This is a genomic window from Ramlibacter sp. (genome assembly GCF_035548915.1).
Classification (GTDB): domain Bacteria; phylum Pseudomonadota; class Gammaproteobacteria; order Burkholderiales; family Burkholderiaceae_C; genus Ramlibacter.
In genome coordinates, this window is sequence record NZ_DASZSE010000052.1 from 15983 (window position 1) to 41634 (window position 25652).

General features: G+C 68.1%; 29 protein-coding genes. 16 read left to right on the plus strand and 13 right to left on the minus strand.

The genetic code is table 11. The features are described from left to right. The first annotated feature begins 29 nt into the window (after positions 1–29). On the plus strand, positions 30–929 hold the full coding sequence (locus tag VHA82_RS23450; RefSeq protein ID WP_325547715.1) for a phosphatase PAP2 family protein: 900 nt from the start codon (positions 30–32) through the stop codon (positions 927–929). Further along, complete coding sequence (locus VHA82_RS23455; RefSeq protein WP_325547717.1) at positions 922–2493, plus strand: glycosyltransferase family 39 protein; 1572 nt, start codon at positions 922–924, stop codon at positions 2491–2493. The genes VHA82_RS23450 and VHA82_RS23455 overlap by 8 nt, the downstream gene beginning before the upstream one ends. A 9-nt stretch (positions 2494–2502) precedes the next feature. Here the strand turns inward: VHA82_RS23455 and lipA are convergent, their stop codons facing one another. The 5 genes from lipA to VHA82_RS23480 are packed head-to-tail and all read right to left on the minus strand — an operon-like array spanning position 2503 to position 5857. Continuing rightward, the gene (gene lipA, locus VHA82_RS23460; protein ID WP_325547719.1) at positions 2503–3486 is read right to left on the minus strand and encodes a lipoyl synthase; all 984 of its coding nucleotides are present in this window, start codon (positions 3484–3486) and stop codon (positions 2503–2505) included. Between the two features lie 18 nt (positions 3487–3504). Further along, positions 3505–4158 (minus strand): lipoyl(octanoyl) transferase LipB, encoded by a 654-nt coding sequence (gene lipB / locus VHA82_RS23465; protein ID WP_325547721.1) that lies wholly within the window; start codon positions 4156–4158, stop codon positions 3505–3507. Positions 4159–4168: 10 nt separating this feature from the next. Continuing rightward, the gene (locus VHA82_RS23470) at positions 4169–4465 is read right to left on the minus strand and encodes a YbeD family protein (RefSeq protein WP_325547723.1); all 297 of its coding nucleotides are present in this window, start codon (positions 4463–4465) and stop codon (positions 4169–4171) included. 11 nt (positions 4466–4476) lie between these two features. Beyond that, positions 4477–5367: a D-amino acid aminotransferase gene (locus VHA82_RS23475; RefSeq protein WP_325547725.1), complete on the minus strand. Its 891-nt coding sequence runs from the start codon at positions 5365–5367 to the stop codon at positions 4477–4479. Positions 5368–5410: 43 nt separating this feature from the next. Continuing rightward, positions 5411–5857, minus strand: coding sequence for a CopD family protein (locus tag VHA82_RS23480; protein WP_325547727.1), 447 nt, complete (start codon positions 5855–5857; stop codon positions 5411–5413). A 149-nt stretch (positions 5858–6006) separates the two neighbouring features. On the opposite strand from VHA82_RS23480, the gene VHA82_RS23485 reads away from it, so the two are divergent. The 10 genes from VHA82_RS23485 to VHA82_RS23530 all read left to right on the plus strand — a co-directional run bounded on the left by VHA82_RS23485 (position 6007) and on the right by VHA82_RS23530 (position 14742). After that, positions 6007–6474 carry an ATP synthase subunit I gene (locus VHA82_RS23485; protein ID WP_325547805.1) on the plus strand — a complete coding sequence of 156 codons (468 nt, stop codon included), beginning with the start codon at positions 6007–6009 and terminating at the stop codon, positions 6472–6474. 22 nt (positions 6475–6496) lie between these two features. Then, complete coding sequence (atpB, locus tag VHA82_RS23490) at positions 6497–7381, plus strand: F0F1 ATP synthase subunit A (protein ID WP_325547808.1); 885 nt, start codon at positions 6497–6499, stop codon at positions 7379–7381. Positions 7382–7427: 46 nt separating this feature from the next. Continuing rightward, positions 7428–7694 carry a F0F1 ATP synthase subunit C gene (atpE, locus tag VHA82_RS23495; protein ID WP_325547730.1) on the plus strand — a complete coding sequence of 89 codons (267 nt, stop codon included), beginning with the start codon at positions 7428–7430 and terminating at the stop codon, positions 7692–7694. A gap of 77 nt (positions 7695–7771) precedes the next feature. Then, entirely contained in the window at positions 7772–8242 is a 471-nt protein-coding gene (locus tag VHA82_RS23500) for a F0F1 ATP synthase subunit B (protein ID WP_325547732.1), read from the plus strand. A 1-nt stretch (position 8243) separates the two neighbouring features. Further along, positions 8244–8780, plus strand: coding sequence for a F0F1 ATP synthase subunit delta (locus tag VHA82_RS23505; RefSeq protein ID WP_325547734.1), 537 nt, complete (start codon positions 8244–8246; stop codon positions 8778–8780). Between the two features lie 37 nt (positions 8781–8817). Then, positions 8818–10431 carry a F0F1 ATP synthase subunit alpha gene (atpA, locus tag VHA82_RS23510; protein WP_325547736.1) on the plus strand — a complete coding sequence of 538 codons (1614 nt, stop codon included), beginning with the start codon at positions 8818–8820 and terminating at the stop codon, positions 10429–10431. Between the two features lie 24 nt (positions 10432–10455). Then, positions 10456–11331, plus strand: coding sequence for a F0F1 ATP synthase subunit gamma (gene atpG, locus VHA82_RS23515; RefSeq protein ID WP_325547739.1), 876 nt, complete (start codon positions 10456–10458; stop codon positions 11329–11331). 44 nt (positions 11332–11375) lie between these two features. Further along, complete coding sequence (gene atpD, locus VHA82_RS23520) at positions 11376–12785, plus strand: F0F1 ATP synthase subunit beta (protein ID WP_325547741.1); 1410 nt, start codon at positions 11376–11378, stop codon at positions 12783–12785. Between the two features lie 31 nt (positions 12786–12816). Then, positions 12817–13245 carry a F0F1 ATP synthase subunit epsilon gene (locus tag VHA82_RS23525; protein WP_325547743.1) on the plus strand — a complete coding sequence of 143 codons (429 nt, stop codon included), beginning with the start codon at positions 12817–12819 and terminating at the stop codon, positions 13243–13245. A gap of 243 nt (positions 13246–13488) precedes the next feature. Further along, positions 13489–14742, plus strand: a complete 1254-nt coding sequence (locus tag VHA82_RS23530) for a serine hydrolase (RefSeq protein ID WP_325547745.1) — start codon at positions 13489–13491, stop codon at positions 14740–14742. 31 nt (positions 14743–14773) lie between these two features. Here VHA82_RS23530 and VHA82_RS23535 read toward each other — a convergent pair whose 3' ends face one another. The 3 genes from VHA82_RS23535 to VHA82_RS23545 all read right to left on the minus strand — a co-directional run bounded on the left by VHA82_RS23535 (position 14774) and on the right by VHA82_RS23545 (position 16984). Beyond that, complete coding sequence (locus VHA82_RS23535) at positions 14774–15283, minus strand: TPM domain-containing protein (protein WP_325547747.1); 510 nt, start codon at positions 15281–15283, stop codon at positions 14774–14776. Beyond that, positions 15283–16179 carry a TPM domain-containing protein gene (locus VHA82_RS23540; RefSeq protein ID WP_414708692.1) on the minus strand — a complete coding sequence of 299 codons (897 nt, stop codon included), beginning with the start codon at positions 16177–16179 and terminating at the stop codon, positions 15283–15285. Before VHA82_RS23540 ends, VHA82_RS23535 begins: the two co-directional genes overlap by 1 nt. 187 nt (positions 16180–16366) lie before the next feature. After that, entirely contained in the window at positions 16367–16984 is a 618-nt protein-coding gene (locus tag VHA82_RS23545; protein ID WP_325547752.1) for a LemA family protein, read from the minus strand. 45 nt (positions 16985–17029) lie between these two features. Here VHA82_RS23545 and VHA82_RS23550 point away from each other — a divergent pair, with 45 nt between their 5' ends. The 4 genes from VHA82_RS23550 (at position 17030) to VHA82_RS23565 (ending at position 20469) form a co-directional block, all read left to right on the plus strand. Next, entirely contained in the window at positions 17030–17755 is a 726-nt protein-coding gene (locus VHA82_RS23550; protein ID WP_325547754.1) for a hypothetical protein, read from the plus strand. Positions 17756–17778: 23 nt separating this feature from the next. Then, positions 17779–18228: a YybH family protein gene (locus VHA82_RS23555; RefSeq protein WP_325547756.1), complete on the plus strand. Its 450-nt coding sequence runs from the start codon at positions 17779–17781 to the stop codon at positions 18226–18228. Then, entirely contained in the window at positions 18225–19247 is a 1023-nt protein-coding gene (locus VHA82_RS23560) for a YheT family hydrolase (RefSeq protein WP_325547810.1), read from the plus strand. The genes VHA82_RS23555 and VHA82_RS23560 overlap by 4 nt, the downstream gene beginning before the upstream one ends. A 109-nt stretch (positions 19248–19356) precedes the next feature. Then, positions 19357–20469, plus strand: a complete 1113-nt coding sequence (locus VHA82_RS23565) for an AbrB family transcriptional regulator (protein WP_325547758.1) — start codon at positions 19357–19359, stop codon at positions 20467–20469. A gap of 43 nt (positions 20470–20512) precedes the next feature. On the opposite strand, the gene VHA82_RS23570 is transcribed toward VHA82_RS23565, so the two are convergent. Genes VHA82_RS23570 through VHA82_RS23590 form a run of 5 tightly spaced genes read right to left on the minus strand, consistent with a single transcriptional unit; the run spans position 20513 to position 25651 of the window. Continuing rightward, positions 20513–20734, minus strand: a complete 222-nt coding sequence (locus VHA82_RS23570; RefSeq protein WP_325547761.1) for a biotin/lipoyl-binding carrier protein — start codon at positions 20732–20734, stop codon at positions 20513–20515. A 24-nt stretch (positions 20735–20758) separates the two neighbouring features. Then, positions 20759–21916 carry a UxaA family hydrolase gene (locus VHA82_RS23575; RefSeq protein ID WP_325547763.1) on the minus strand — a complete coding sequence of 386 codons (1158 nt, stop codon included), beginning with the start codon at positions 21914–21916 and terminating at the stop codon, positions 20759–20761. Further along, positions 21913–22221, minus strand: a complete 309-nt coding sequence (locus tag VHA82_RS23580) for a UxaA family hydrolase (RefSeq protein ID WP_325547765.1) — start codon at positions 22219–22221, stop codon at positions 21913–21915. The genes VHA82_RS23575 and VHA82_RS23580 overlap by 4 nt, the downstream gene beginning before the upstream one ends. After that, the gene (locus VHA82_RS23585; RefSeq protein ID WP_325547768.1) at positions 22212–23615 is read right to left on the minus strand and encodes an MmgE/PrpD family protein; all 1404 of its coding nucleotides are present in this window, start codon (positions 23613–23615) and stop codon (positions 22212–22214) included. The genes VHA82_RS23580 and VHA82_RS23585 overlap by 10 nt, the downstream gene beginning before the upstream one ends. Next, on the minus strand, positions 23612–25651 hold the full coding sequence (locus VHA82_RS23590; protein ID WP_325547770.1) for a hydantoinase B/oxoprolinase family protein: 2040 nt from the start codon (positions 25649–25651) through the stop codon (positions 23612–23614). The genes VHA82_RS23585 and VHA82_RS23590 overlap by 4 nt, the downstream gene beginning before the upstream one ends. Position 25652 lies beyond the last annotated feature (1 nt).

A 25652-nucleotide genomic window follows, 5' to 3' on the forward strand; every position in this document is an offset into this window, starting at 1 on the left:
GTATCATTCGGGCTTCACCCGCATCGCCCATGCATTTCCCCTCGACCGGCTCCGCCGGTTCCCTCTCCCCCGCGGCAACGCGCGAAGGCCGCCGGGCGTCCGGTGCGCGAGCGCTCGATACGCTGGACCTGCGCATTCCGCTAGCAGCCGCGATGGGGCTGCTTGCGCTCGGCATCGTCCTGCTCGAAACAGGCGGCAACCGCGCACTGATCCTCTGGATGCATGCCGGACCCGACAGCGAGTGGCGCCACGTGGTCTGGTCGTCGCTCACCGTGCTCGGCTTCGGATGGGCCACGCTCATCGTGTGCATGGCGCTCGACCGCGCGAGCGGGCGGCTGGTCGCGATGCTGCCCGCGCTCCTCATCCTGAGCGCCGTCGTCACGCATGGCGGCAAGTATGTCGTCGCGTCCGCGCGTCCGGCGGGGACGGACATCGCGTCGCAACTGCACGTGATCGGCATGAAGCTCGCGGGCAGCTATTCGATGCCGTCCGGCCATTCGCTGGCTGCCGGCGCGCTCGCGATGTTCCTGTGCCTGTGGATGCCGCAGGCCTGGGTGCGCCGCTGGGGCGCGCTCGTGGTGGTGGTGGCCGTGCTCGCCTCCGTCTCGCGCGTGGCGGTCGGTGCGCACTGGCCTGCCGATGCGGCGTGCGGCTTCGCACTGGGCATGCTCTGCGTGCTGCTGCTCGCGTGGCTCGTTCGCAAGCGGCCCGTGCGCAAACTGTATTTGGCGTTCGCGGCGCGCATCCATCTGCCGGCCGGCCAGTGGATCCTCGCGGGCATCGAAGTGATCGCGGGCGTGTCGTTCCTCGCGTCGAACATCGGCTATCCGCAAGGCCGCGGGATGCTGTACGCGGTGGCGGCGCTCGCGTGGATGAGCGCGGCCGCGCGCGTGCGCCGCGTGCTGCGGCGCGGCCGCGTGCATGGCTGAGGCCGTGCCGCTCACCCGGCGCCGCCGGGCGACAGCTGCGTTGCTCGCCCTGCTGCTTGCGCTTCCGTTTTTCGTGCGCCTCGCGGGCGCGCCGCTTTTCGACGTCGACGAAGGCGCATTCTCCGAGGCGACGCGCGAGATGCTCGCGAGCGGCGACTGGCTGCACACGACGCTCAACGGCGCGGATCGCTTCGACAAGCCGATCGGCGTCTACTGGCTGCAGGCCCTGGCCGCGCAAGTGTTCGGCCTGGGTGAATTCGCGATGCGGCTGCCCTGCGCGCTCGCGGCGTGGGCGATGGCATTGGCCGTCGTCGCGTTTTGCCGGCCTCGCTTCGGCGATCGGCCCGCGTGGGTGGCAGGATTCATCGTCGCCACGAGTTTCGGCGTGCAGATGATCGGCCGCGCGGCCACGGCGGATGCGCTGCTGAATCTCCTCATCGTGCTCGCGGCGTGCGACTTGTGGCGGCATTCGCAAAGCAATGCCGTCGCGCCGCTGCGCCGCGCCTTTTTCTGGATGGCGCTCGGCTTCCTCGTGAAAGGGCCGGTGGCCGTGCTGGTGCCCGGCGCGGCGCTCGGTGTGTGGCTGCTGGCATCGCGGCGCTGGGATGTGTTGCGCTCCACGCTGCGCGATCCGTGGGCCTGGACGATCTTCGTCGCCGTGGCGCTGCCGTGGTATGCCTATGCCTTGCATCGTCACGGCATGGCCTTCGTCGACGGATTCCTGCTGCGCCACAACGTGGGCCGGTTCGGCGCGCCGATGCAAGGGCATGCCGGCTCGAAGCTCTACTACCTCGTGGTCGTGCCGCTTCTCGCGCTGCCGTGGAGCCCGCTGCTGGCGGGTGTGATCGCGCGAGCACGCGATTGGTGGCGCGAGCCGCTCGGGCGATTCCTGCTCGCGTGGTCGGGCTTCGTGCTGGTCTTCTTCACGCTCGCGGCTACGAAGCTGCCGCACTACGCGCTCTACGGCTACGCGCCGCTCGCCATGCTGATGGCGCGCGTGTTCGACGAGGCCGGGCGCAAGATGCGCTTGGCGTTGTGGATCGTGCTCGTGGCGTGGGCTTGCGCAGCCGCGGTCCTGCCGTGGTTCATCCTGGCACCGCAAGGCATGGCGCTCGTGAGGGATCCGTTCTACCGCGCGCTCCTCTCCGGCTTGGCCGAACCTGCGGCCGCGGCACCCGCCATCGTCCTGATCGTGCTGGCCGTGCTGCTCGCGCTTGCCGTTGCGAAACGGGTTGCGAGCGCACCCTTGGCCGGCGCGCTCGCCGTGTCGCTTCTCATCGCGGGCTGGGCGATTCCCTGGTGGGGCGAAGTGCTGCAAGGCCCGGTCCGGCGCGCCGCGCAGGCCGCGGCAGCGCACGGCGCGCGAACCGCGGGCGCGGCGCAATGGGGCACGAATCTGCCGAGCTTCGCCTTCTATCTCGGGCGGCCGGTGCCCTTGCGCATGCCGACCGCGAGCGAATTCGCGCTCGTGCGCGCCGACCGCTGGCCGGCCGATGCCGCGGCGAGGCCGCGCATCTTCGAGGAGCGGGGCATCATCCTGCTGGGCCCCGAGCCCACCCGCTGAAAGGTCGATTCAGACGACGCCCGCCGCGTGCGCCTGCTGGTCCGCGTGATACGAACTGCGCACCATCGCCCCGACCGCCGCATGCGAGAAGCCCATTTCGTAGGCCTTCGCCTCGAACGCCTTGAACTGGTCGGGATGCACGTAGCGGCGAACCGGCAGGTGCGACGTCGACGGCGCGAGGTACTGGCCGATGGTGAGCATCTCGATGCCGTGGGCGCGCATGTCGCGCATCACGTCGAGGATTTCCTCGTCGGTCTCGCCGAGTCCCACCATGAGGCCGCTCTTGGTCGGGATGTGCGCAAAAAGCGCCTTGAACTTCTTGAGCAGGTTGAGGCTGAACTGGTAGTCCGAACCGGGGCGCGCCTGCCTGTACAGGCGCGGGATCGTCTCGAGGTTGTGGTTCATCACGTCCGGCGGCGCGGCCTTCAGGATTTCCAGCGCGCGGTCGTCGCGGCCGCGGAAATCGGGCACGAGCACTTCGATCGTGGTCGCGGGAGACAGCTCGCGCGTCTTGCGGATGCATTCGACGAAGTGGCCCGCGCCGCCGTCGCGCAGGTCGTCGCGGTCGACGCTCGTGATCACCACGTATTTCAGCTTCAGCGCCGCGATCGTCCTTGCGAGGTTCAGCGGCTCGTCCGCATCGAGCGGGTCGGGCCGTCCATGGCCCACGTCGCAAAACGGGCAGCGCCGCGTGCACTTGTCGCCCATGATCATGAAGGTGGCCGTGCCCTTGCCGAAGCATTCGCCGATGTTGGGACACGAGGCTTCCTCGCACACGGTGTGCAGCTTGTGCTCGCGCAGGATCTCCTTGATCTCGTAGAAGCGGCTCGAAGCCGAGCCCGCCTTCACGCGAATCCAGTCGGGCTTCTTCAGCACCTCGCCCGGCTGCACCTTCACCGGGATGCGAGAGAGCTTGGCGGCGGCCTTCTGCTTGGCCGCGGGGTCGTAGGCTTCGGCGCTTCGCGCCTCGCGCACGGTGGGGGTGGAGCTCATGCGATCTTTCCGCGGCGCCTAAGGGCCGAGCAGCGCCTCGAGATGGCGCGCGAGGACCTGCGCCGCTTCGTTCCAGGGGGTCCTCACGCCGATTGTAAGAAGATCGACCGTTTCGAGCCCGGCGTAGCCGCAAGGGTTGATCCGGCCGAAGGGTCGCAGGTCCATCGCCACGTTGAGGGCGACTCCGTGGTAGACGCAGTGGCGGCGCACCTTGACGCCCAGGGCGGCGATCTTGCCGAGGCCCGTGAAGCCCGGAGCTTGCAGCGGAGCGTGCCCGGACGAATCGTCGAGCTTCACGTAGATGCCCGGCGCGCCGGCGACGCGGTGCCCCGTCACGCCGGCATCGCGCAGCGTGCGGATCACGGCTTCTTCCAGCCGGAACACGTATTCCTTCACGAAGTACCCGCGCCGTCCCAGATCGATGAGCGGGTAGGCCACGACCTGTCCCGGCCCGTGATAGGTGACCTGGCCGCCGCGGTCGGTCGCAACGACCGGGATATCGCCCGCATCGAGCACGTGTTCGGCCTTGCCCGCGAGGCCTTGCGTGAAGACGGGCGGGTGTTCGCACAGCCACAGCTCGTCGAGCGTGTGCGCATCCCGCGCCGCCGTGAACGCCTGCATCGCCTCGTAGGTCGGCAGGTAATCGACCCGCCCGAGGACGCGCGGGTGCATCGGCCTTGCCCTACAGCACGACCTTCACCATCGGATGGCTGGAGAGCGTGCGGTACAGCGCATCGAGCTGCTCGCGGCTCGTCGCCGTGATGGTGATCGTGATGCCGAGGTAGTTGCCCGCGCGGCTGTCGCGCAGCTCCACGGTGGACGCGTCGAAGCTCGGATCGAACTGCCTGGCGAGCGTCGTGATCGCATGCACGAAGCCGTCCACCTTCGCACCCATCACCTTGATCGGGAACTTGGAGGGGTATTCGATCAGCGAGTTCTTGCGCAGCTCGCCGCTGCCCGGGTGCATGGATGCGTTCATGGGAAAAAGGCTCAGGTGGACTGTTGCTTCAGCCGCTGGTAGCCGGCATACAGTTTCCCGTAGATGGGGCCCGGCTCGCCGTTTCCAATGGTCCGGCCGTCCAGCCGCGTGACGGGCAGGACCTCCTTGCTCGCGTTGGAAAGGAGCAGCTCGTCGGCGCCGAACACTTCTTCGCGCGAGACGCGGCGCAGCTCGAACGCGATGCCCGCATCGCGGCAGAGCTCTTCGATGAGTCCGTAGCGGATGCCCTCCAGCACGAGGTTGTCCTTCGGCGGGCCGATCACTTTGCCATTCTTCACGACCCATACGTTGGCCGCCGCGCCCTCGCTCAGCCAGCCGTCGCGAAACATCACGGTCTCCGTCGCGCCGGCGTCCGCGCCGATCTGCCGCGCAAGCACCGAGCCGAGCAGGCTCACGCTCTTGATGTGCGCCTTCTTCCAGCGGAAGTCGTCCGCGCTCACGCAGGCGACGCCGCGCGCGCGGTCATCGGCTAAGGGCTGCGTGATCTTGTTCGTCATCGCGAACACCGTGGGCGCGATCCCCGCGGGCATGACGTGATCGCGCATCGCGACGCCGCGCGTCACCTGCAGGTAGACGAGCTGGTCGGTCTTCGCCGCGGGCTTGCCGAGCTGCGCCGCGTACCTGCCGATGAGTTCATCCACCAGCGCGCGCCAGTGCGCGCGGTCCATCGGATTGCCGATGCGGACCTCGCCCAGGCTGCGCTCGAGGCGCGCCATGTGCTCGTCGAAGCGGAACGGCTTGCCGGCATAGACGGGCACCACCTCGTAGATGCCGTCGCCGAAGATGAATCCGCGATCCATCACGCTCACCTTCGCCTGCGAAAGCGGGCCGAATTCGCCGTTGAGATAGCAGGGCAGGTCGGGAAGGTCGTCGTGCTGCATGGTCCCGATTGTCCCCGCTCGCGCCGCGCCCCGGTTCCCCGGTTCAGCGCCAGAGCATCACGGCCGCGATCGCGAGCCAGCCGAGGCCGAGGTTGATCTTCACGAGGAGGGTGATCTGCCCCATGCGCCTGCCCGCTTCGGGCCAGTCGAGCGCGGCCACCGCGAGCTTCAGTCGGCGATACGGTGAAAAGAAGATGTGGCCGAAGACGAGCATCATGAGCGCGCCCAGCGTGGCCATGGCGTGCCAGCCCGGCGGCGTTGCGTTCATGCCGGACTGGCTGAACATCCACAGGCCGCTCGGCAGCAGCACGGCGATGCTTGCCGCGACGACGGCGAAGAAGCGGCCGAGCACCCGCACCATGATCGGCAGCCGCAGCGCAGGCTCGAGCGCCGCGTGCAGCACCGGGCGCAGCGCGAGCACCGTGAAAGCCATTCCGCCCATCCAGAAGATGGCCGCCGCGAGATGAAGGAAGAGGATCAGGTTGCGCATGGGCGTTGCATCGACGGGTGTGTCGGCGAGGCGGGAGTGTCCTACGGTGACGCTCGGACTGGCGGGACGCGACGGGTTTCTACCTATAATAAGCGGCTTTGCGAGAAATGCTTCAGGGCCGACAGCGGGCCACCCATATCGCCAACAACATGCGCCCGCTGCCTGAAGACACGGAGGAAGAGTCCCGAGTCGTGCCGTTGACCGCTGAAGAGGCGAAGCAACTGCGCGAACGTCACCCCCCAGTATCCCCCTGGCGGGTGGTCGCGGGACAGGCAGCGGTGGGGCTTCTGGCGGCTGTGGCCGCCTGGGGCTTGACCGGGAGGCAGAACGTCGGTTGGTCCGCCGGTTACGGCGCGCTGGCTGTCGCCTTGCCCGCGGCGATCTTCGTGCGCGGTCTCGGCGGGCGGGTCTCCTCCCTGCGGGCGGGTTCCGCCGTTGCCCGATTTCTGTTGTGGGAGATGGTGAAGATCGCCTTGACGCTGGCCATGCTGATGGCCGCGCCGAGGCTGGTGCCGGAGCTCAGCTGGCCTGCCTTGCTGGTGGGGCTGGTTCTGGCGATGAAGGTGTACTGGGTTGCGCTGGCGTATACGCCCCGCGCGAAGACGAAACGGGACTGAAAGAAACATGGCAGCAGAAGGCATGGCCGCGGAAGGCGCCGAACACGGCCTGAGCGCGGGGGAATACATCCTGCACCACCTCACGTTCTGGCAGAACCACACCGCCGGCAGCGTCGTGGATTTCAGCGTGGTCAATCTCGACTCGCTCTTCTACGGCATTCTCCTCGGTGCGATCGCCTGCTTCTTCCTGTGGCGCGCGGCGCGCAAGGCCACTTCGGGCGTGCCGGGCCGCTTCCAGGCCGCGGTCGAAATCCTGGTGGAGATGGTCGACACCGAGGCGAAGGGCATCGTGCACAACGCCGAAAGCCGCAAGTTCGTGGCGCCCCTTGCGCTCATCGTCTTCATCTGGATCATCCTGATGAACGCGATGGACCTGCTGCCGGTCGACCTGCTTCCCGCGATCTGGCAGGGGCTGAACGGCGCGGCCGGCCACGATCCGCACCATGCCTACATGCGCGTGGTGCCCACGGCGGACCTGTCGATGACGATGGGCCTGTCCGTCGCGGTGCTGCTGCTGTGCCTCTTCTACAACGTGAAGATCAAGGGCGCGGGCGGCTGGGCGCACGAACTCGTGACCGCTCCGTTCGGCACGAGCAAGAATCCCGTCTTCGCCTTCCTCCTGGGCATCGTGAACCTCGCGATGCAGCTCGTCGAATTCGTCGCCAAGACCGTGTCGCACGGCATGCGACTGTTCGGCAACATGTACGCCGGCGAGCTCCTGTTCCTCCTGATCGCCATGCTGGGCGGCGCGTTCACGCTGAGCGTGGGCGGCTTCGTGCTGGCCGCGCTGCACATCTTCGCGGGCACCGTCTGGGCGATCTTCCACATCCTGATCATCGTGCTGCAGGCCTTCGTGTTCATGATGCTCACGCTCGTCTACGTGGGGCAGGCCCACGACGCGCACTGATCCTCCCGCTTTTCCACTACCAACCAAAGACCCCTAGGAGTCCACAATGAACGTAATCGCTTTTGTCGCTCTCGCCGCCGGCCTGATCATCGGCCTCGGTGCACTCGGCGCCTGTGTCGGCATCGGCGTCATGGGCAGCAAGTACCTCGAGTCCGCCGCCCGCCAGCCGGAACTCATGGGCGAACTGCAAACCAAGATGTTCCTGCTCGTGGGCCTGATCGACGCGTCCTTCATCATCGGCGTGGGTATCGCCCTGTGGTTCACCACCGCCAACCCGTTCCTCGCGCAGATCGCGCAGGTCGGGGCCAAGTAAACCGCGTGGCGACGGCTTTATCTTGCCCTCTCATGACGTTCCCGCCGTGAATGCACGGCGGGTGCAAGGATGAAGAAGTGAACATCACCAGTACCCTCATCATTCAGATGATCGTGTTCCTGATCCTGGTCTGGTTCACGATGAAATTCGTGTGGCCACCGATAGCGCATGCGCTCGACGAGCGTGCGGCGAAGGTGACCGAGGGTCTCGCCGCCGCGGACAAGGCCAAGGCCGAATTGACGGCGGCCAACAAGCGCGTCGAAGAGGAACTCGCCAAGGCCCGCAACGACACTGCCGCACGCCTGGCCGAAGCCGAGCGCCGCGCGCAGGGCATCATCGACGAAGCGAAGGCCCGGGCGACCGAGGAAGGCAACAAGATCGTCGAAGCGGCCCGCGCCGAAGCCGAACTGCAGGCCGCCAAGGCGCGCGACGTGCTGCGTGAGCAGGTGGCGGTGCTCGCCGTGAAGGGCGCGGAGCAGATCCTGCGCCGCGAGGTCGATGCGAACGTGCACGCCGAATTGCTGGCCCGCCTGAAGACCGAGCTCTGACATGGCCGAACTCGCCACCATCGCGCGTCCCTACGCCGAAGCGCTGTTCACCGCGGCCAGCGCGGGCGGGGCCGAGCAGCTCGAGCGCACCGCCGGCTGGCTCGACACGCTCGCGTCGATCGCGAGTCACCGTCAGCTGCTGCAGTTCGCGGACAACCCGAAGGTCGCCGACGCGCAAGTGTTCGACGTCGTGACGGGCATCGCGACGCTGCCGGACGACGGGCGCAACTTCCTGCGCGTCCTGATCGAGAACGACCGCCTCGCGGCGCTGCCGGAAATCGCGTCGCAATTCCGCGCCCGCAAGAACGCGTTGGGCGGCGTGTCGGACGCCACCGTCTACAGCGCCTTTCCGATCGAAGGCGCGGCGCTTGCCGATCTCGAGGCGACCCTCGAAAAGCGTTTCGGCCGCAGGCTGAACCTCACCGTGCAGCAGGAGCCGGAGCTGATCGGCGGCATCCGTGTGGTGGTGGGCGACGAGGTGCTGGACACCTCCGTGCGCGCCCGCCTCGAGCAAATGAAAGCCGCGCTCACGGCTTAAGGCCGCTTCGCGTTCATCCATTCCATAGGAACGAGTCATGCAACTCAATCCCGCTGAAATCAGCGAACTGATCAAGAGCCGGATCGAAGGCCTCACGGCCGGCGCCGACATTCGCAACCAGGGCACCGTGATCTCGGTGACCGACGGCATCTGCCGCATCCACGGCCTGTCGGAAGCGATGGCCGGCGAAATGCTCGAATTCCCGCCGACGCCCGACGGCACGCCGACCTTCGGCCTCGCGCTCAACCTCGAGCGCGACTCCGTGGGCTCCGTGATTCTGGGCGAATACGAACACATCTCCGAAGGCGACACCGTGAAGTGCACGGGCCGCATTCTGGAAGTGCCGGTCGGCCCCGAGCTGATCGGCCGCGTCGTGAACGCGCTCGGCCAGCCGATCGACGGCAAGGGCCCGATCAACGCGAAGATGACGGACGTGATCGAGAAGGTTGCGCCGGGCGTGATCGCGCGCCAGTCGGTGTCGCAGCCCGTGCAGACCGGCCTGAAGTCGATCGACTCCATGGTGCCGATCGGCCGCGGCCAGCGCGAACTGATCATCGGCGACCGGCAGACCGGCAAGTCGGCGGTGGCGGTCGACACGATCATCAACCAGAAGGGTCAGAACATGACCTGCGTGTACGTCGCGATCGGCCAGAAGGCGTCCACGATCAAGAACATCGTGCGCGCGCTGGAAGCCAACGGCGCGATGGAATACACGATCGTCGTGGCGGCCTCCGCTTCGGAATCGGCCGCGATGCAGTACGTGTCCGCCTACTCCGGCTGCACGATGGGCGAGTACTTCCGCGACCGCGGCCAGGACGCGCTCATCATCTACGACGACCTCTCCAAGCAGGCCGTCGCGTACCGCCAGGTCTCTCTGCTGCTGCGCCGCCCGCCGGGCCGCGAAGCGTACCCGGGCGACGTGTTCTATCTGCACAGCCGCCTGCTGGAACGCGCCGCGCGCGTGAATGCCGACTACGTCGAAGCGTTCACCAAAGGCGAAGTGAAGGGCAGGACCGGCTCGCTCACGGCGCTTCCGATCATCGAGACGCAGGCGGGCGACGTGTCCGCGTTCGTGCCGACGAACGTGATCTCGATCACCGACGGCCAGATCTTCCTGGAGACCTCGCTCTTCAACGCCGGCATCCGGCCCGCCATCAACGCGGGCATCTCGGTGTCGCGGGTGGGTGGCGCGGCGCAGACGAACTGGATCAAGGGCCTCTCCGGCGGCATCCGTACCGACCTCGCGCAGTACCGTGAACTCGCGGCCTTCGCGCAGTTCGCCTCCGACCTCGACGCGGCCACGCGCAAGCAGCTCGACCGCGGCGCGCGCGTGACGGAACTGCTGAAGCAGCCGCAGTACAGCCCGCTGCCGATCTCGCTGATGGGCGCGTCGCTCTTCGCGGTGAACAAGGGCTACCTCGACGACGTCGACGTGAAGAACGTCCTCGCGTTCGAGCACGGCCTGCACGCCTACCTGCGCGACAAGCACGCGCAGCTTCTGGCCACCATCGAGAAGAACGGCGCCAAGTGGGACAACAAGCCCGCGAAGGATTCCGACAGCGAGGAGAAGAAGTCCTTCAAGAAGACCTGCATCGACGCCGAGGCGGAACTCACCTCCGCGATCGAAGCCTTCAAGAAGAACTTCGCCTGATCCTGACCGAATAGGAGCCGATTCGTGGCCGCAGGAAAAGAAATCCGGACGAAGATCAAATCGGTGGAGAACACCAAGAAGATCACCAAGGCCATGGAAATGGTCGCGGCGTCCAAGATGCGCAAGGCGCAGGACCGGATGCGCCAGGCGCGTCCGTACAGCGAGAAGGTGCGCAACATCGCCTCCAACCTCGGCAAGGCCAACCCCGAGTACACCCACGCGTTCATGCGCTCGCATGACACCAAGACGGCGGGTTTCATCGTGGTGTCCACCGACAAGGGGCTGTGCGGCGGCCTGAACACGAACATGCTGCGCGCGGTGCTCGCGAAGATTCGCGAGCTGCAGGAGCAGGGCGTGAAGGCGCAGACGGTCGCGATCGGCAACAAGGGCCTCGGGTTCCTGAACCGCATCGGCGCTCCGGTGGTTTCGCACGCGACGCAGCTGGGCGACACGCCTCACCTGGAGCGGCTCATCGGCCCGGTGAAGGTGCTGCTGGACCAGTACGCCGAAGGCAAGCTGAACGCCGTCTACCTCTGCTACACGAAGTTCATCAACACGATGAAGCAGGAGCCGGTGGTGGAGCCGCTGCTGCCGCTGTCGGCCGCGAAGATGGCCGAGGAAACCCGCGCCACGGGCGAGCACGGCTGGGACTACATCTACGAGCCGGATGCGCGCGTCGTGATCGACGACCTCCTGCTTCGCTACGTCGAGGCGCTGGTGTACCAGGCCGTGGCGGAGAACATGGCGTCCGAGCAGTCCGCCCGGATGGTCGCGATGAAGGCGGCCACCGACAACGCGGGCAACCTCATCTCGGAACTCAAGCTGGTCTACAACAAGACCCGCCAGGCGGCGATCACGAAGGAACTCTCCGAAATCGTGTCGGGCGCCGCGGCCGTATGACGGCGCTCACGGACATCTCGGATCAACACATACTGGAGCGACGAATGGCTCACGCACAAGGAAAGATTGTTCAATGTATCGGCGCCGTGGTGGACGTCGAATTCGCGCGCACCGAGATGCCGAAGGTGTACGACGCGCTGAAGATGGAAGGCTCGCCGCTCACGCTCGAAGTGCAGCAGCAGCTCGGCGACGGCGTGGTGCGGACCATCGCGCTCGGCTCGTCCGAGGGCCTGCGCCGCGGAATGACGGTTTACAACACCGGCGCGGCGATCACGGTGCCCGTGGGCAAGGCGACGCTCGGCCGGATCATGGACGTGCTCGGCAACCCGATCGACGAGCGCGGCCCCGTGGACCAGTCGCTCACCGCGTCGATCCACCGCAAGGCGCCCGCATACGACGAGCTGGCGCCCTCGCAGGAACTGCTCGAAACCGGCATCAAGGTGATCGACCTCATCTGCCCGTTCGCCAAGGGCGGCAAGGTGGGCCTCTTCGGCGGCGCGGGCGTCGGCAAGACCGTGAACATGATGGAGCTCATCAACAACATCGCCAAGGCGCACTCGGGCCTGTCGGTGTTCGCGGGCGTGGGTGAGCGCACCCGCGAGGGCAACGACTTCTATCACGAGATGATGGAGTCGGGCGTCGTGAACAGCGACAACCTCGCCGAGTCGAAAGTGTCGATGGTGTACGGCCAGATGAACGAGCCGCCGGGCAACCGCCTGCGCGTGGCGCTCACGGGCCTCACGATCGCCGAGTCGTTCCGCGACGAAGGCCGCGACGTGCTCTTCTTCGTGGACAACATCTACCGCTACACGCTCGCCGGCACGGAAGTGTCCGCGCTGCTCGGCCGGATGCCCTCCGCCGTGGGCTACCAGCCGACGCTGGCCGAGGAAATGGGCCGCCTGCAGGAGCGCATCACGTCCACCAAGGTCGGCTCGATCACCTCGATCCAGGCTGTGTACGTGCCCGCGGATGACCTGACGGACCCGTCGCCTGCCACGACCTTCGCGCACCTGGACGCCACCGTGGTGCTCTCGCGCGACATCGCCGCACTCGGCATCTATCCCGCGGTGGACCCGCTCGACTCGACGTCGCGCCAGGTCGACCCGAACGTCGTCGGCGAAGACCACTACACCACGACGCGGTCGGTGCAGGCGACGCTGCAGCGCTATCGCGAACTGCGCGACATCATCGCGATCCTGGGCATGGACGAACTGTCGCCGGAAGACAAGCTGGCCGTGGCGCGCGCTCGCAAGATCCAGCGCTTTCTCTCCCAGCCGTTCCACGTGGCCGAAGTGTTCACGGGCACGCCCGGCAAGTACGTTCCGCTTGCCGAGACGATCCGCGGCTTCAAGATGATCGTCGCGGGCGAGTGCGATCACCTTCCCGAGCAGGCGTTCTACATGGTCGGCACGATCGACGAGGCCTTCGACAAGGCCAAGCGCATCGCGGCCTGATCACTGCAACACTGAAGAAACAAAGACTCGCATGGTCGATTCCACGCACACCATCCACGTCGACGTGGTGAGCGCCGAGGAGCAGATCTTCTCCGGTGAGGCGCGTTTCGTCGCGCTGCCCGGAGAAGCCGGCGAGCTCGGCATCTTCCCGCGCCACACGCCGCTCATCACGCGCGTGAAGCCCGGTTCCGTGCGCATCGAGAAGGCCGACGGCAGCGAGGAGTTCATCTTCGTGGCCGGCGGCATTCTGGAAGTGCAGCCGACCCGCGTCACCGTGCTGTCCGACACCGCCATTCGCGGCAAGGACCTGGACGAGCAGAAGGCGGCCGAAGCGCAGCGCGCCGCCCAGGAAGCACTGGACAATGCCAAGAGCGACGTGGACGTCGCCCGGGCGCAATCCGAACTGGCCGTCGCGGCCGCGGAGATGGCGGCGCTGCGCCGCTATCTGCGCAAGAAATAAGAAGCGCTAAAAACCAGCGCCCTCGAGCCCCGGCTATGCCGGGGCTTTTTTATGGTGCTTCCGGCTGGCGGGGGTGCGCTTCGGTGCCCGCCTTGCGCACTTTCCGGCAACGCTGTTGCAGGCTTTGACGCACATCAGCCCCGGCCACGAGCGCCGCTGCTAGTGTGCTCGCATGCGTGGCAAAACGGCGACTCGCCCGCGCGGGCGGCGCGCCTTGTTCGGCCACGTCCGGAGAAAGCATCGATGGTGAACGCAAGCGCCGGCCGCGCCTTCCGGTGGATCGGATGGAGCCTGTTCGGGCTGATCGCCGCCACGGCCGCGATCTATCTGTGCCTCGCGATCGGCCTTGCCGTCGCGTACTCGCCAACCTACGCGTGGCGAACACTCGTCTACGGCGACTCGGACATCGACGACTGGAAACGGCTGCCATCGCTGCCGGTCGCCAATGCCGCGCCACCATTTCAGTTTTCAGGCCCGGCGGACGCGCGACTGCCCGCGCGGATTCGTGGCGTCACGTATCACCGCCACGGGCAGATCGAACGCGTCGACGATCTCGACACCTTCCTTCGCGAAACCGAGACGACCGCCTTTCTCGTGATCCGCGACGACCGTCTTCTGTACGAAGGCTACTTCAACGGACACACGCGCGACTCCACGGAAACGTCGTTCTCCATGGCGAAATCGGTGACTTCGCTGCTCGTGGGCATCGCCATCGACGAAGGCCGCATCGGCAGCGTCGAGGACCCGTTGCGCCGCTATCTGCCGCAACTCTCGGACACGCTCCAGCCCGTCAAGCTTCGTCACGTGCTGCGAATGACTTCCGGCGTGGAGTCGCACCTGCCCAAGCTCGTGGGCGACGTCGATGCGCCCTGGAGCGACGACTCGGTCATCTACTACGGCACGGACCTGCGCGCGTTCGCGCTCGGCGTGAAGGCGGCGCACCCGCCCGACGAGCGCTTCCACTACAACAACTTCAACCCGCCCCTCCTCGGGCTCGTGCTCGAAGAGGCGACGGGCCTGCCTGTTCCCGAATACCTCTCGCGCAAGGTCTGGCAGCCGCTCGGGATGGTGTCCTCGGCCACCTGGACCGTCGACAGCGACGCACAGGGATTCGCGAAGATGGAAAGCGGCATCAATGGCCGCGCGATCGATTTCGCGAAGCTCGGGCGGCTCATGCTGCGCAAGGGCGACTGGGACGGACGGCGCATCGTCTCCGAGGAGTGGGTGCGTCGATCGACGCAGCCGCCCGACGACGGCGTGCCGCTCACGCGCGAGCCCTGGATGCCGCAGAGCTTCATCGACGCGGGCGGCTATTACTCGCGCATGTGGTGGGGCTATCGGCGCCCCGGTGCGGAAGCGGACTACTTCGCGCTCGGCAAGCATGGGCAGGTGATCTACGTGAGCCCGTCGAAACATCTCGTGCTCGTGCGGCACGGCTCGGGCAATCACGACATGTGGTGGGGCGAGGTGCTGCACAACATCGCCGACCGGCTGTGAGGCGGCATCTCGACAAGCAGGCCGAAGCAGTTCAGCCGAGCACGGGCTCGTCCGGCAATTCGTTGACGTTGGCCGCGCCGGGCTCGGCGGGGAAGTGCTGGACGAGCAGCGCGGTCACTTCGTCGATCGCCTGCGTGAGGCCTTCTTCGAAGCGGCCCGCGCGGAATGCATCGGACATGCGCGCAACGATTTCGCGCCAGCTCGCTTCGCTCACCTGGGCATCGAGACCGCGGTCGGCCACGATCTCGATCGCCCGCTCCGCCAGCAGCAGGTAGACGAGCACGCCGTTGTTGTGCTCGGTGTCCCAGACACGCAGCTTGCCGAACATCGTCACCGCGCGCTCGCGCGGCGGCGCATCGCGCCAGAGGTAGGAAAGAGGCAGTCCCGCTTCGACGTAGATGCGGATTTCGCCCGTGTGCTTCAGCTCGCTCGCGGCCACGCGCTGCGCCAGCCGCCGCACCATCTCCGGCGGGACGGCGCGGCGCGTGTCCGATGCGTCGAGCCATCGGTGCCGCAGCATGCGCTTGATCTTCGCGAGCATCACCAGTCCCCCGAGGCGCCGCCGCCGCCGAAATCGCCGCCTCCACCGGAGCTGAAGCCGCCACCGCCGCCCCAGCCGCCACCGCGTCCGCCGCCGCCGAATCCGCCCGGCATGATCCACGGCATGCCGCCACGGCCGCCCGTCACGCCCGAGAAGAGGGCCATGACGAGTCCGAACAGCGCGGCGACGGCGGCGACCGCGATGCTCGACGTCACGATGAAAGCGATGAGGCCGACGCCCGCGCCCGTCACCACCGTGCCGAACTTGCCGAAGATGCCGCGCAGCACGCGGCTTGCGATGGGCACCGCGATGAAGAGGAAGATCGCGAGATCGAACCAGTCGAAGCCCGCGGTTTTCTGCTTGCCGTGCGAGGCGGCGCGCTGCTCCGGTTCGGGCAGCGCCTCGCCGTTGATGCGGGCGATGATCTGGTCGGCACCCGCCTGCAGGCCGGCGGCGTAGTCGCCCTTGCGGAAGGCGGGCGTGATGGCATCGTCGATGATCTGCTTGGCCGCGAGATCGGGGATGGCGCCTTCGAGTGTTTTCGCGACTTCGATGCGCACCTTGCGGTCGTCCTTGGCGACGATGACGAGGACGCCGTCGCCGACTTTCTTGCGGCCGATCTTCCAGGCATTGGCGACGCGGTTGGCGTAGCTCGCGATGTCCTCGGGCTGTGTGGTGGGCACGAGGAGCACGACGATTTGCGAGCCCTTCTGCTGCTCGAAGGCTTCGAGCTTCTGTTCGAGCGCGGTGCGCTGGACGGCGTCGAGCGTGTGGGTCTGGTCGATGACGCGGGCCGTGAGCTCGGGGACGGGGAGCACGCCCTGGGCGAAGGTGAAAGAGGCGAAGAGAAGCAGGAGCGCGAGAAGAAGACTCTGGATCCCCGCCTTCGCGGGGATGACGGCAGAGGCGCGCGGACTCTGGCTCTTTGCCTTCGCGGGGCTGACGGCAGAGGCGCGCGGACTCTGGCTCTCTGCCTTCGCGGGGATGACGGCAGAGGCGAGTGGCCTCTGAGAGGCGTCCGGCCGCAGCCTCGTCATTCCCGCGAAAGCGGGAATCCAGGACGCCCCTTCGCGCAGCATCCCACTACTTCGACGCCGCGGGCGCCGCGGGTTTGCTGAAGTCCACCGTCGGCGGCACCGAAATCTGCGCCTCGTTCTGCACCGCGAAGTTCGGCTTCGTCTCGTAGTGAAACATCATCGCCGTGAGATTGCTCGGGAAACTGCGCGTGAGCACGTTGTACTCCTGCACCGCCTGGATGTAGCGGTTGCGCGCCACGGTAATGCGGTTCTCCGTCCCCTCGAGCTGCACTCGCAGATCACGGAACGACTGGTTCGACTTCAAATCCGGATACCGTTCGCTCACCACCATGAGCCGCGACAGCGCCCGCGTGAGCTCGCCTTGCGCCTGCTGGTACTTCTGGAACGCCTGCGGATCGTTCAACGTCTCGGGCGTGACCTGAATCGACGTCGCCTTCGCGCGCGCTTCGACGACCTTCGTGAGCGTGTCCTGCTCGAAGTTGGCTTCGCCCTTGACCGTCGCCACGAGATTCGGCACGAGATCGGCGCGGCGCTGATACTGATTCAGCACCTCGCTCCAGGCCGACTTGGTCTGCTCGTCCAGGCGCTGGAAATCGTTGTAGCCGCAGCCGCTGAGCACAAGCGCGGCCGCCACCACGGCGAGCCAGCGTTTCACGATGTTCATCGAAGTCCCTCCATCATGCGAGTGGGCAACGGTAGCATAGATGGGATGTCCGCCGCCCCGATTCAAGAGGCCCGGCCGCGGCTCGTGATCGCCGGTGCGACCGGCCTCATGGGCACCGAAATGCTGCGACAGCTCGCGGGCTGCGGCGCGTTCGCGCACACGCAGGTGCTCGCGCGCGAGCCGATCCGAACCGGCCTGCGCGGCGTGGACGCGACGATCGTGCCTTGCGACGAACCGGCCGAATGGCCGAAGCTCCGCGCGGACGTCGCCGTCGTTCTCTTCGATCCCCCGCGCATGTACTACGAGCGCGAACGCGCGCTCTGGACGCCGCAGCCGAGGCAGTTGCCCGCGCTCGCGCGGTGGCTGCGCGAAAGCGGCGTCGAAACGCTCGCCGTCGTGCTGCCGCACGACCAGGGGCGCCTGCCCGAAGCGCTCAAGCGCGGCCTGGCGAGCATGGACGAGCAGGCCGTGGCCGCGCTGCACTTCGAGCGGCTCATCATCGTGCGCTCACCGCGCAAGCCGAGCGCCCCGGACCCTGCGAGCCTCTTCGCGCGAGTCGCGCAGCTGATGCTGTCCATCCTCAGGTACATGGTGCCCGCGAGCGAGCAGCCGGTGCGCGCGGCGAAGGTGGCGCAGCTCGTCGCGTTCGCGCTGCGCAGCGCGCCGCCGGGCATCCACATCGCCGCGCCCGAGCTCGTGTGGCGGGCCGGGCAGGGGACGCTCGCGGAAGTCGCGGGACAGTGGCTCGCGCCGCGAAACACGGCACAATGAGCCGTTGTCATGCCGGGTTTTCCATGCGCAAGCTACCCCTTCAGGCGGCGAATCTCGAGGGCGACGCCGACGAGATCGAAGCGGCGTTCTACGACGCCATGCAGACCGCCGACATCGAAAAACTCATGGCCTGCTGGGCCGACGAGGACGACATCGTCTGCATCCACCCCGGCGGGCCGCGGGTGGTCGGCGCGACCGCGATCCGCGCGACCTTCGAGGCGATGTTCGCCAACGGCAGCATCCGCGCCTCGCCCGAGCGCGTGCGCAAGACGGTGACCATGGGCAGTTGCGTGCACAACCTGCTCGAGCGCGTGCAGGTGCTCACCCCCTCGGGCCCGACCGACGCGTGGGTGATCGCCACCAACGTCTACCACAAGACGGCGCAGGGCTGGCGCATGGTCGCGCACCATGCGAGCCCCGGCACTTCCAGCGAGATTCAGGAAGTGTCCGACGCGCCTGCCGTCCTGCACTGACGAGCGTGCAGGCGTATCGGGCACCGGTGTGGCTGCCGGGCGGCAACCTGCAGACGATCTGGGCCGCGCTCTATGCGCGGCGCACGTTCGGCCCAGCGCCGCGCTTGCGGCGCGAGAGGTGGACGACACCCGACGGCGACTTCATCGATCTCGATTGGCTGGAGCAAGAGGAACCCTCTCCCCCTGTGGAGGAGGGCTGGGGTGCGGGCACGAGCGGCACCGTCCTCGTTCTCTTCCACGGCCTGGAAGGCTCCTCGCGCAGCCACTACTCGCAAGCCTTCGCCGACTTCTCACGCGAACGCGGCATCGCCTTCGTCGTGCCGCATTTCCGCGGCTGCAGCGGCGAACTGAACCATGCACCGCGCGCCTATCACTCCGGCGACCACGAAGAAATCGGCTGGATCCTCGCGCGGCTGCGCGAACGGCACGCGGGTCCGGTCGTGGCCGTGGGCGTCTCGCTCGGCGGCAATGCCCTGCTGCGCTGGGCGAGCGAAGCGGGCGAGGAGGCCTCGCGCCTTGTGAACGCGGTCGCGGCGGTCTGCTCGCCGCTCGACCTGGCCGCCGGAGGCCAGGCGATCGGACGCGGCTTCAATCGCCTCGTCTACACGACGATGTTCCTGCGCACGATGAAACCGAAGGCGCTCGCGAAGCTCGCGCAGCACCCGGGCCTCTTCGACCGCGAAGCGCTCCTCGCCGCGCGCGACCTCTACGAATTCGACAACGTGTTCACCGCGCCCCTGCACGGCTTTCGCGACACGGACGACTACTATGCCCGAGCCTCGGCGAAGCCGCATCTGCACCGCATCCGCATCCCGGCGCTCGCGCTCAATGCGCGCAACGACCCGTTCGTGCCGGCGGCAAGCCTGCCGTCGCGCGAGCGGGTCGGCGAATTCGTGACGCTCTGGCAGCCGCCGCACGGCGGGCATGTCGGATTCCCGGCGGGCCGATGGCCGGCACATGTGCGAGCGATGCCCGATGCGGTGGGTGGCTGGCTGCTGGAGATGGCGCGGCTTCGTTGACGGCGGCTCGTTGATGCTTCGCGTTCCAGCGGCCGGGCGGACCGGGATACGGATGCGCGCGCCCCCGCTGCCCGCCGCATAATCGCTTCTTCGGAAAGAAGCGATACCCTTGCCACAGCACATCGGGATTTCACGCCAGCAGTGGCGCTGGCTTGCGCTCGTCGCGCTTTCGATCCTCCTCTCGACCGTGTTCGGTGCCATCGGCCTTCCCGCCGCACGGCTGCTCGGGCCGATGATCGCCGCCATCTTCCTTTCCGTGCGCGGCGCGAGCCCGCCCATGCCCCGCATCGCCTTCGTCGCTGCGCAGGGCGTGATCGGCACGCTGATCGCGCGCGGCGTGCCGGTGTCCATCATGTCGACGCTTTCGGGCCACGCGGCGGCACTCGTCGCCGGCGTGCTCGTCGTCACGGTGCTCGCCAACGGCCTCGGCTGGATGCTGTCACGCTGGAAGGTCTTTCCCGGCGACACGGCGATCTGGGGCTCCGCGCCCGGCGGCGCCTCGGCGATGATGATGATGGCCGAAGCCCACGGCGCGGACGTGCGCCTCGTGGCGTTCATGCAATACCTGCGCGTCGTCTGCGTCTCGCTCACCGCGTCGCTCGTCGCGCACGTCTGGATTCGGCACGGCTCGGGCGCTGCGGCCGAGAGCGTCGCGAACGCCACGCACGCCGCGCACGCCGCGCCGTCGATCTTCCTGCCGCCCGCGAACTGGAGCCACGCGTTGCTCACGCTGGCGGTCGCCGCAGGAGGCGCCTTCATCGGCAGGTGGCTGCGCGTGCCCGCCGGAGCACTGCTCGTGCCGATGTTCGCGGGCATCGCCCTGCAGGACTTCGCGGGCCTCCCCATGGAGCTGCCCCCGCTCGTGCTGGCCGTGGCCTACTTCTTCGTCGGGGGCGTGGTCGGCTCGCGGTTCAACCGCGAAGTGCTCGTCGTCACGATGCGCTCGGCGCCCAAGGTGCTTGCCTCGATCGCCGCTCTGATGGCGCTTTGCGGCCTCGTCGCCGCGGCGCTCGTGCAGTGGGCGCACGTGGACCCGCTCACCGCGTACCTCGCGACGAGCCCGGGCGGGGCCGACACGATCGCGATCATCGCCGCGTCCACGCCGGTGGACGTGCCGTTCGTGATCGCGATGCAGGTGCTGCGGCTGCTTTTCGTGATGGCGACGGGGCCCGCCATCGCGCGGGCGCTCTCGGGCGCGCTCTCGCGCCGTCCTCACCCGTGAGGCGCGGTTCGATTCGGCGGGCTTCAGCGAGCATCAGTGCGATTCACGATCGCATGACCGCCACCACCTGCCCGTCCTGAACCGAGTCGCCTTCGGCGACGAGCACCTCGTCCACGGTGCCGTCGCGTTCGGCCATCACCGGAATCTCCATCTTCATCGATTCCACCACCAGCACCACGTCACCCTCGGCGGCGCGGGAGCCCGCGGGCAGCAGAATCTTCCACACTTTGCCCGTGACTTCCGATTTCAGGTCCTGTCGAGCCATCGTCTCGTTGCTCCTCGCTTCGAACTACACCGTGGGCTGGATCCGGCTGATCGCGATCTCTTCGTCGCCGAAGACTTCGGCGCGCGTGAGGCGGCCGCTCGCCGTCTCGAGCATGCGCGCCAGAAGCCGCGTGCCCGCGCTTTCGAGCGACTCGCCGGTGAGCATCGCGCTCACGTCCAGATCGACGTTGTCCGCGAGATGTTGCGCGGTGCGGGGGTTGCCCGTGATCTTCAGCGTCGGCGCGACTGGACAGCCCATGATGTTCATCTGCCCCGTCGTGAAGACGATGAGTTGCGCGCCGCCTGCCGCGAGGCCCGTCATCGACTCGGCCGCCGGTGCCGCCGTGTCCATGAGATAGAGGCCCTTGCCCGCGGCGCTCCGGCCATAGGGCAGCACGTCCTGGATCGTCGTCGTGCCGCCCTTGATGATCGCGCCCAGCGACTTTTCCTCGATGCTGCTGATGCCGCCGCGGATGTTGTCGGGCACGGGGTTCGCGCCGCGGATGTCCACGCCCCGCGCGCGCGCATCGTCTTCGATCCTGCGCACGGAGGCGCGAATTTCCTCGGCCACGGCCGCCGTGCGTGCGCGCCGGGCGAGCACGTCTTCCGCGCCCATCCATTCCGACGTCTCCGACAGATACACGACCCCGCCGGCATCGACCACGCGGTCCGCGGCCCAGCCGAGCGCGGGATTGGAGGCGATGCCCGAGGTCGTATCGGTGCCGCCGCATTCCACGCCGAGCACGAGTTCCGAAAGCGGCACCTCCTGCGGACGCAGCGCCGAAGCGTCCTGCACCATCGGTGCGAGCAGGCGCATGCCGCGCGCGATCGACGCGACCGTGCCGCCTTCGTCCTGCACGCAGATGGAAGCGACGGGCTTGCCGGTGGCGGCGACGGCTTCGGCCATGCGCCTCGCGGACACGGCCTCGAGGCTCACGACGAGCACGGCGGCGATGTTCGGATGATTCGCGAGCCCGGCTTGTGTGCGCCGAAAGAGTTCGTCGTCCGCGCCGAACTGCCCGCGGCCGTACCACACGGGAAGCGGGAGCGTGCCGCGCACGAGCTGCGCGAGATGGCGCACGATGCCGTTGCAGTTGTCCATGACGGAGAGGATCGCGACGTGGTTGCGGATGCCCACGCGTCCGTCGGCGCGGCGATAGCCGAAGAAGGTGTGCTGCTTCATGGCCTCTTCTCCTTGTCCGTCTTCCTCGCGTCGAGGTCGCCGCGTCCGCGCAGGCTCTCGAGGTTGTGCACGTGCACGAGCCCGCCTGGCGCGATGTCCGCGGCAGCCACGCCGATCGATTCGCCGTACTTCGTGACCTGCTGCCCACGGCCGATGCGCGCGAGCGCGATCTTGTGCCCGAAGGCAATCGGCTCGGCGGCGACGACGCGCGCGTCGGCCGTCTGCACGGTCTCGCCCTGCGCGATGTCCGCGAGCGCGGTGGCGACGTTGTCCCGCGGATGCAGGACGCAAACTTTCACTTCCATGATTCCTCCGCGACGGTGGCGGCCGCGAGCGCGGCCTCGAGAACGTGGGTGCTGCGCGCGGTCGGCAGGGCCCGCAGCGCCTGCTGCAGCCGCTCGGCCGCGGCCTCGCCCACGGCGGGCGCGGTGCATGCGATGAACTTCGCGCCGATCTGCGCGGCGTCCATCGGATTGCCGGGGCTGCCGAGGTTGTGCGCGACGTAGGCTTCGTGCGTCTCGCCGCCGCGCAGGCGCACGCGCACGCGCGCCGGAAAAGATGCGGGGTATTCGGGCAGATCGGCCACGCGATGCGTGACGCGGCCGGCGATGGCACGGGCACGCGGATCGGACCGGGCGGCTTCGCCGAACGCCGCGGCATCGAGTCGACCATCGATGAGTGCGCGCGCCATGCAGTACGGCGCGGAAAAGCGGGCCGCGTAAGGCGTGCGCACCGCGAGCTTCTCTTCGCGCGGCTCGTGAACGAGCCGGGCATAGAGCTCGGGCACGTCGCAAGCGATTTCCTCGATGTCGTCGATGCGCTCGGCGCTCACGACGCCTCGTGCGCGCAGCGCGAGCATCGCCTGCACCTGCGGATGCAGGCACAGGCACGCGGGGTAGGGCTTCGGACCCATCAACTCCACTTCCCACGGCGAGCCGATGGCCGCATCGACCCGCGAGGCATCGACTTCGGTGCGCGCGAACGAGCGGAAGACGCCGTCCCGGCCCTCGAACACGCTCGCGGGGCCGGTCATGCCGGCGCGTGCGAGACGCGCGGCGCGGATGCCGGCCACCGCCGACCAGCCCGGATGCATCTGCTTCACGTCGCTGCCGTCGGCCAGACACTCCATGAGCCCGGAGGCCATGCTGCCCGCGATGCCCAAGGCATGCAGTGCCTGCGCTTCGTCGAGCCCGAAGAGCCGCGCCGCGATGGCCGTCGTCGCGAACGTGCCGAGCACCGCGGTCGATTGAAAGCCGTGGCGCTGGAACGCGCCCGGCGCGAGGCGCCCGAGCCGCGCCGCGACCTCGTAGCCGACGACGGCCGCGGCGAGCATCTCGCGCGGCACCGCTCGCGTGAGCTGCGCCAGCGCGAGCGTGGTGCACACGATGGGCGCGCTCGAATGCATGACCGCCGCCGCGTGCAGGTCGTCGAAGTCCATCGCGTGCGAGAGCATGCCGTTGGCGAACGCGGCGTCGTCCACTGGCGCGCCGAAGCCGGCGCCCCAGACTGTCACAGGCCCCGCGCCAGCTTGCCGCGCAACCTTCACGCCGGGTGTGCCCGCGCCTTGCGCGAGCGCGCAGAGCGCGACACCCACCGTGTCTTCCATGCACAGCGCCGCGTGAGCGAGGATGCGCTCTGGAATGTCCGATGCGGGCAGGCCGTGCCACCGCCGCACGAGCAATTGCGCGATGGTGCTCATGCCATCGCCGCGATGCGCCTCAGCTCGAAGCGGCTTGCGGGTTCGCAGCGCAGCACTTCGCGCGCGAACGGGCCGAGCGAAAGTGCGCCCTCGGCCGCATGCGGCGCGACGCGCAGCCAGCCGCGCAGGCTCGGGCCGCCCGGGTTCGCGATTTCGCAGAGCGTGCCGTCGCCCGCGTCCAGGCGCCGAGCGACCGAAGGCGGCACTTCGAAGACGCGCCGGGGGCCGTCGTACACATCTTCGCCGCCCGCCGTGACGGCGACCATCACGCGCGCCTGGCCGATCTCCTGCCGGCGCTTCGCGCTCTCGCGTTCGTCCACCGCGCCGGAGTCGCTCAGCACCACGCCGTAGCGTTCGCGGGCCATGTCGATGCTCGTGAAGCCGAGCGCGACGTCGCTCGCGACCGCAGCGAGTTCGCGCTCGGCCGGATCGCCCCAGCCGCCGCCGCCTGCCGTCTCCATGCGCAGGATGTCGTCCGGTTGCAGCGCGAAAGCGGCGATCTTGCCGGGAATGGGCGAAGTGGCCACGAGCTCGCCTTCGCGCAGCACGACGAAGCGGTTGCCTTGCCCCGCGCTCGCGCCGGCGACGCCGTAGGGCGGGATCGTGTTGCGATCGGACAGCACGGAAAGCAGCGCGCCCGGCTCGAGCACGCGGATGTCGCGCCGCATGCCGCAGCCGCCGCGAAAGCGCCCGTGTCCGTGCGAATCGCACCGGATCGCGATCTGCTCCACGACGAGGGGCATCTCGCTTTCGATGACCTCGGCCGAGCCGATGGAATTGAAGTCGCCCTCGGTGTAGGTGCGCGTGCAGTGGCTGCCGTCGCCCTGGCGCGTGGCGGCCGTGCCCCCCGCGGGATATTCGTAGAAGAGGTAGAAGGAACGACCTCCGCTCGCGGATGCATCGCCCGCGATGGAGACGTGATTGCCGGTGCCTTTGAGGTCGCCGACCATCTTCTGCCGCACGGCCTGCCCGAGCGCGCCGGCGATGAGCGAGTCGAGCAGCGTCTTCACCTCCACCGAGCCGGCGCACGCCACGGGCGGACGCGCGTTGATGAAGGTGCCTTCCGGTGCGTGCACGCGGATCGGCTGGAAGGAGCCGTGGTTGATCGGCGTGTCCGGATCGAGGAAGGCCTTCAGGATCGTGCCCGCCGAATTGATCGCCATCGCGGGGCCGACGTTGGTCGGGCCCGCGGTCTGCGGCGACGCGTCCCAGAAGTCCACGTCGATCCAGTCGTCGTGCACCGTCATGCGCAGCCGCGCCACGAGCGGAACGTCGGTGTGGCCGTTGCTTTCGACGTAGCCTTCAGTGCAGTACACGCCGTTCGGGCATTCGCGGATGCGCTGGCGCATCACCGCATCCGCGTTGGCGATGAGCGTGTCGGTCGCGTCCTGCAGCGTCCGTGCGCCGAACCGGTCCGCGAGGCGGCGCACGTGCTCGGAGGCTTTGGCCGCCGCGCCCATCATGGTCTGGAAGTCGCCGCGGCGCTCGGGCGTGCCGCGCATGTTGGCAAAGAGCAGCTCCATCAGTTCGGCGTGCACCTGGCCGCCGCTGGCGATGCGCGTGGGCGGAATGCGCACGCCCTCCTGGTAGATCTCGGTGGAGCGTCCCGAGATGCTGCCGGGCGTCATGCCGCCCACGTCGCCCCAGTGGCTGCGCACGGCGGCGAAGGCGAGCAGGGCGCCTTCGACGAAGATGGGCTTCAGCAGCAGGATGTCGTTCAGGTGCGTGCCGCCGGTGTACGGGTCGTTGTGCAGGAACGCGTCGCCCTCGCGCAGGTCGCCCGCGTAACGCTTCAGGATCTCCGCGGCCGAATGCGGCACGGCGAAGATGTGGATGGGGTTGTCGTCGAGCGACTGCGCAAGCAGCTTGCCTTCGCGCGTGAGCAGGGCGCAGGAAAAGTCGTGGCCTTCGTAGATGATGGACGAGAACGACGCGTGGATCACGTTGGCGCGCATCTCGTTCACGACCGCGACCATCGATTCGCGGATCAGCTCGAACTCTCCGAAGCGGGCCGTGGTGCGAGGGTGGCGTTCCACT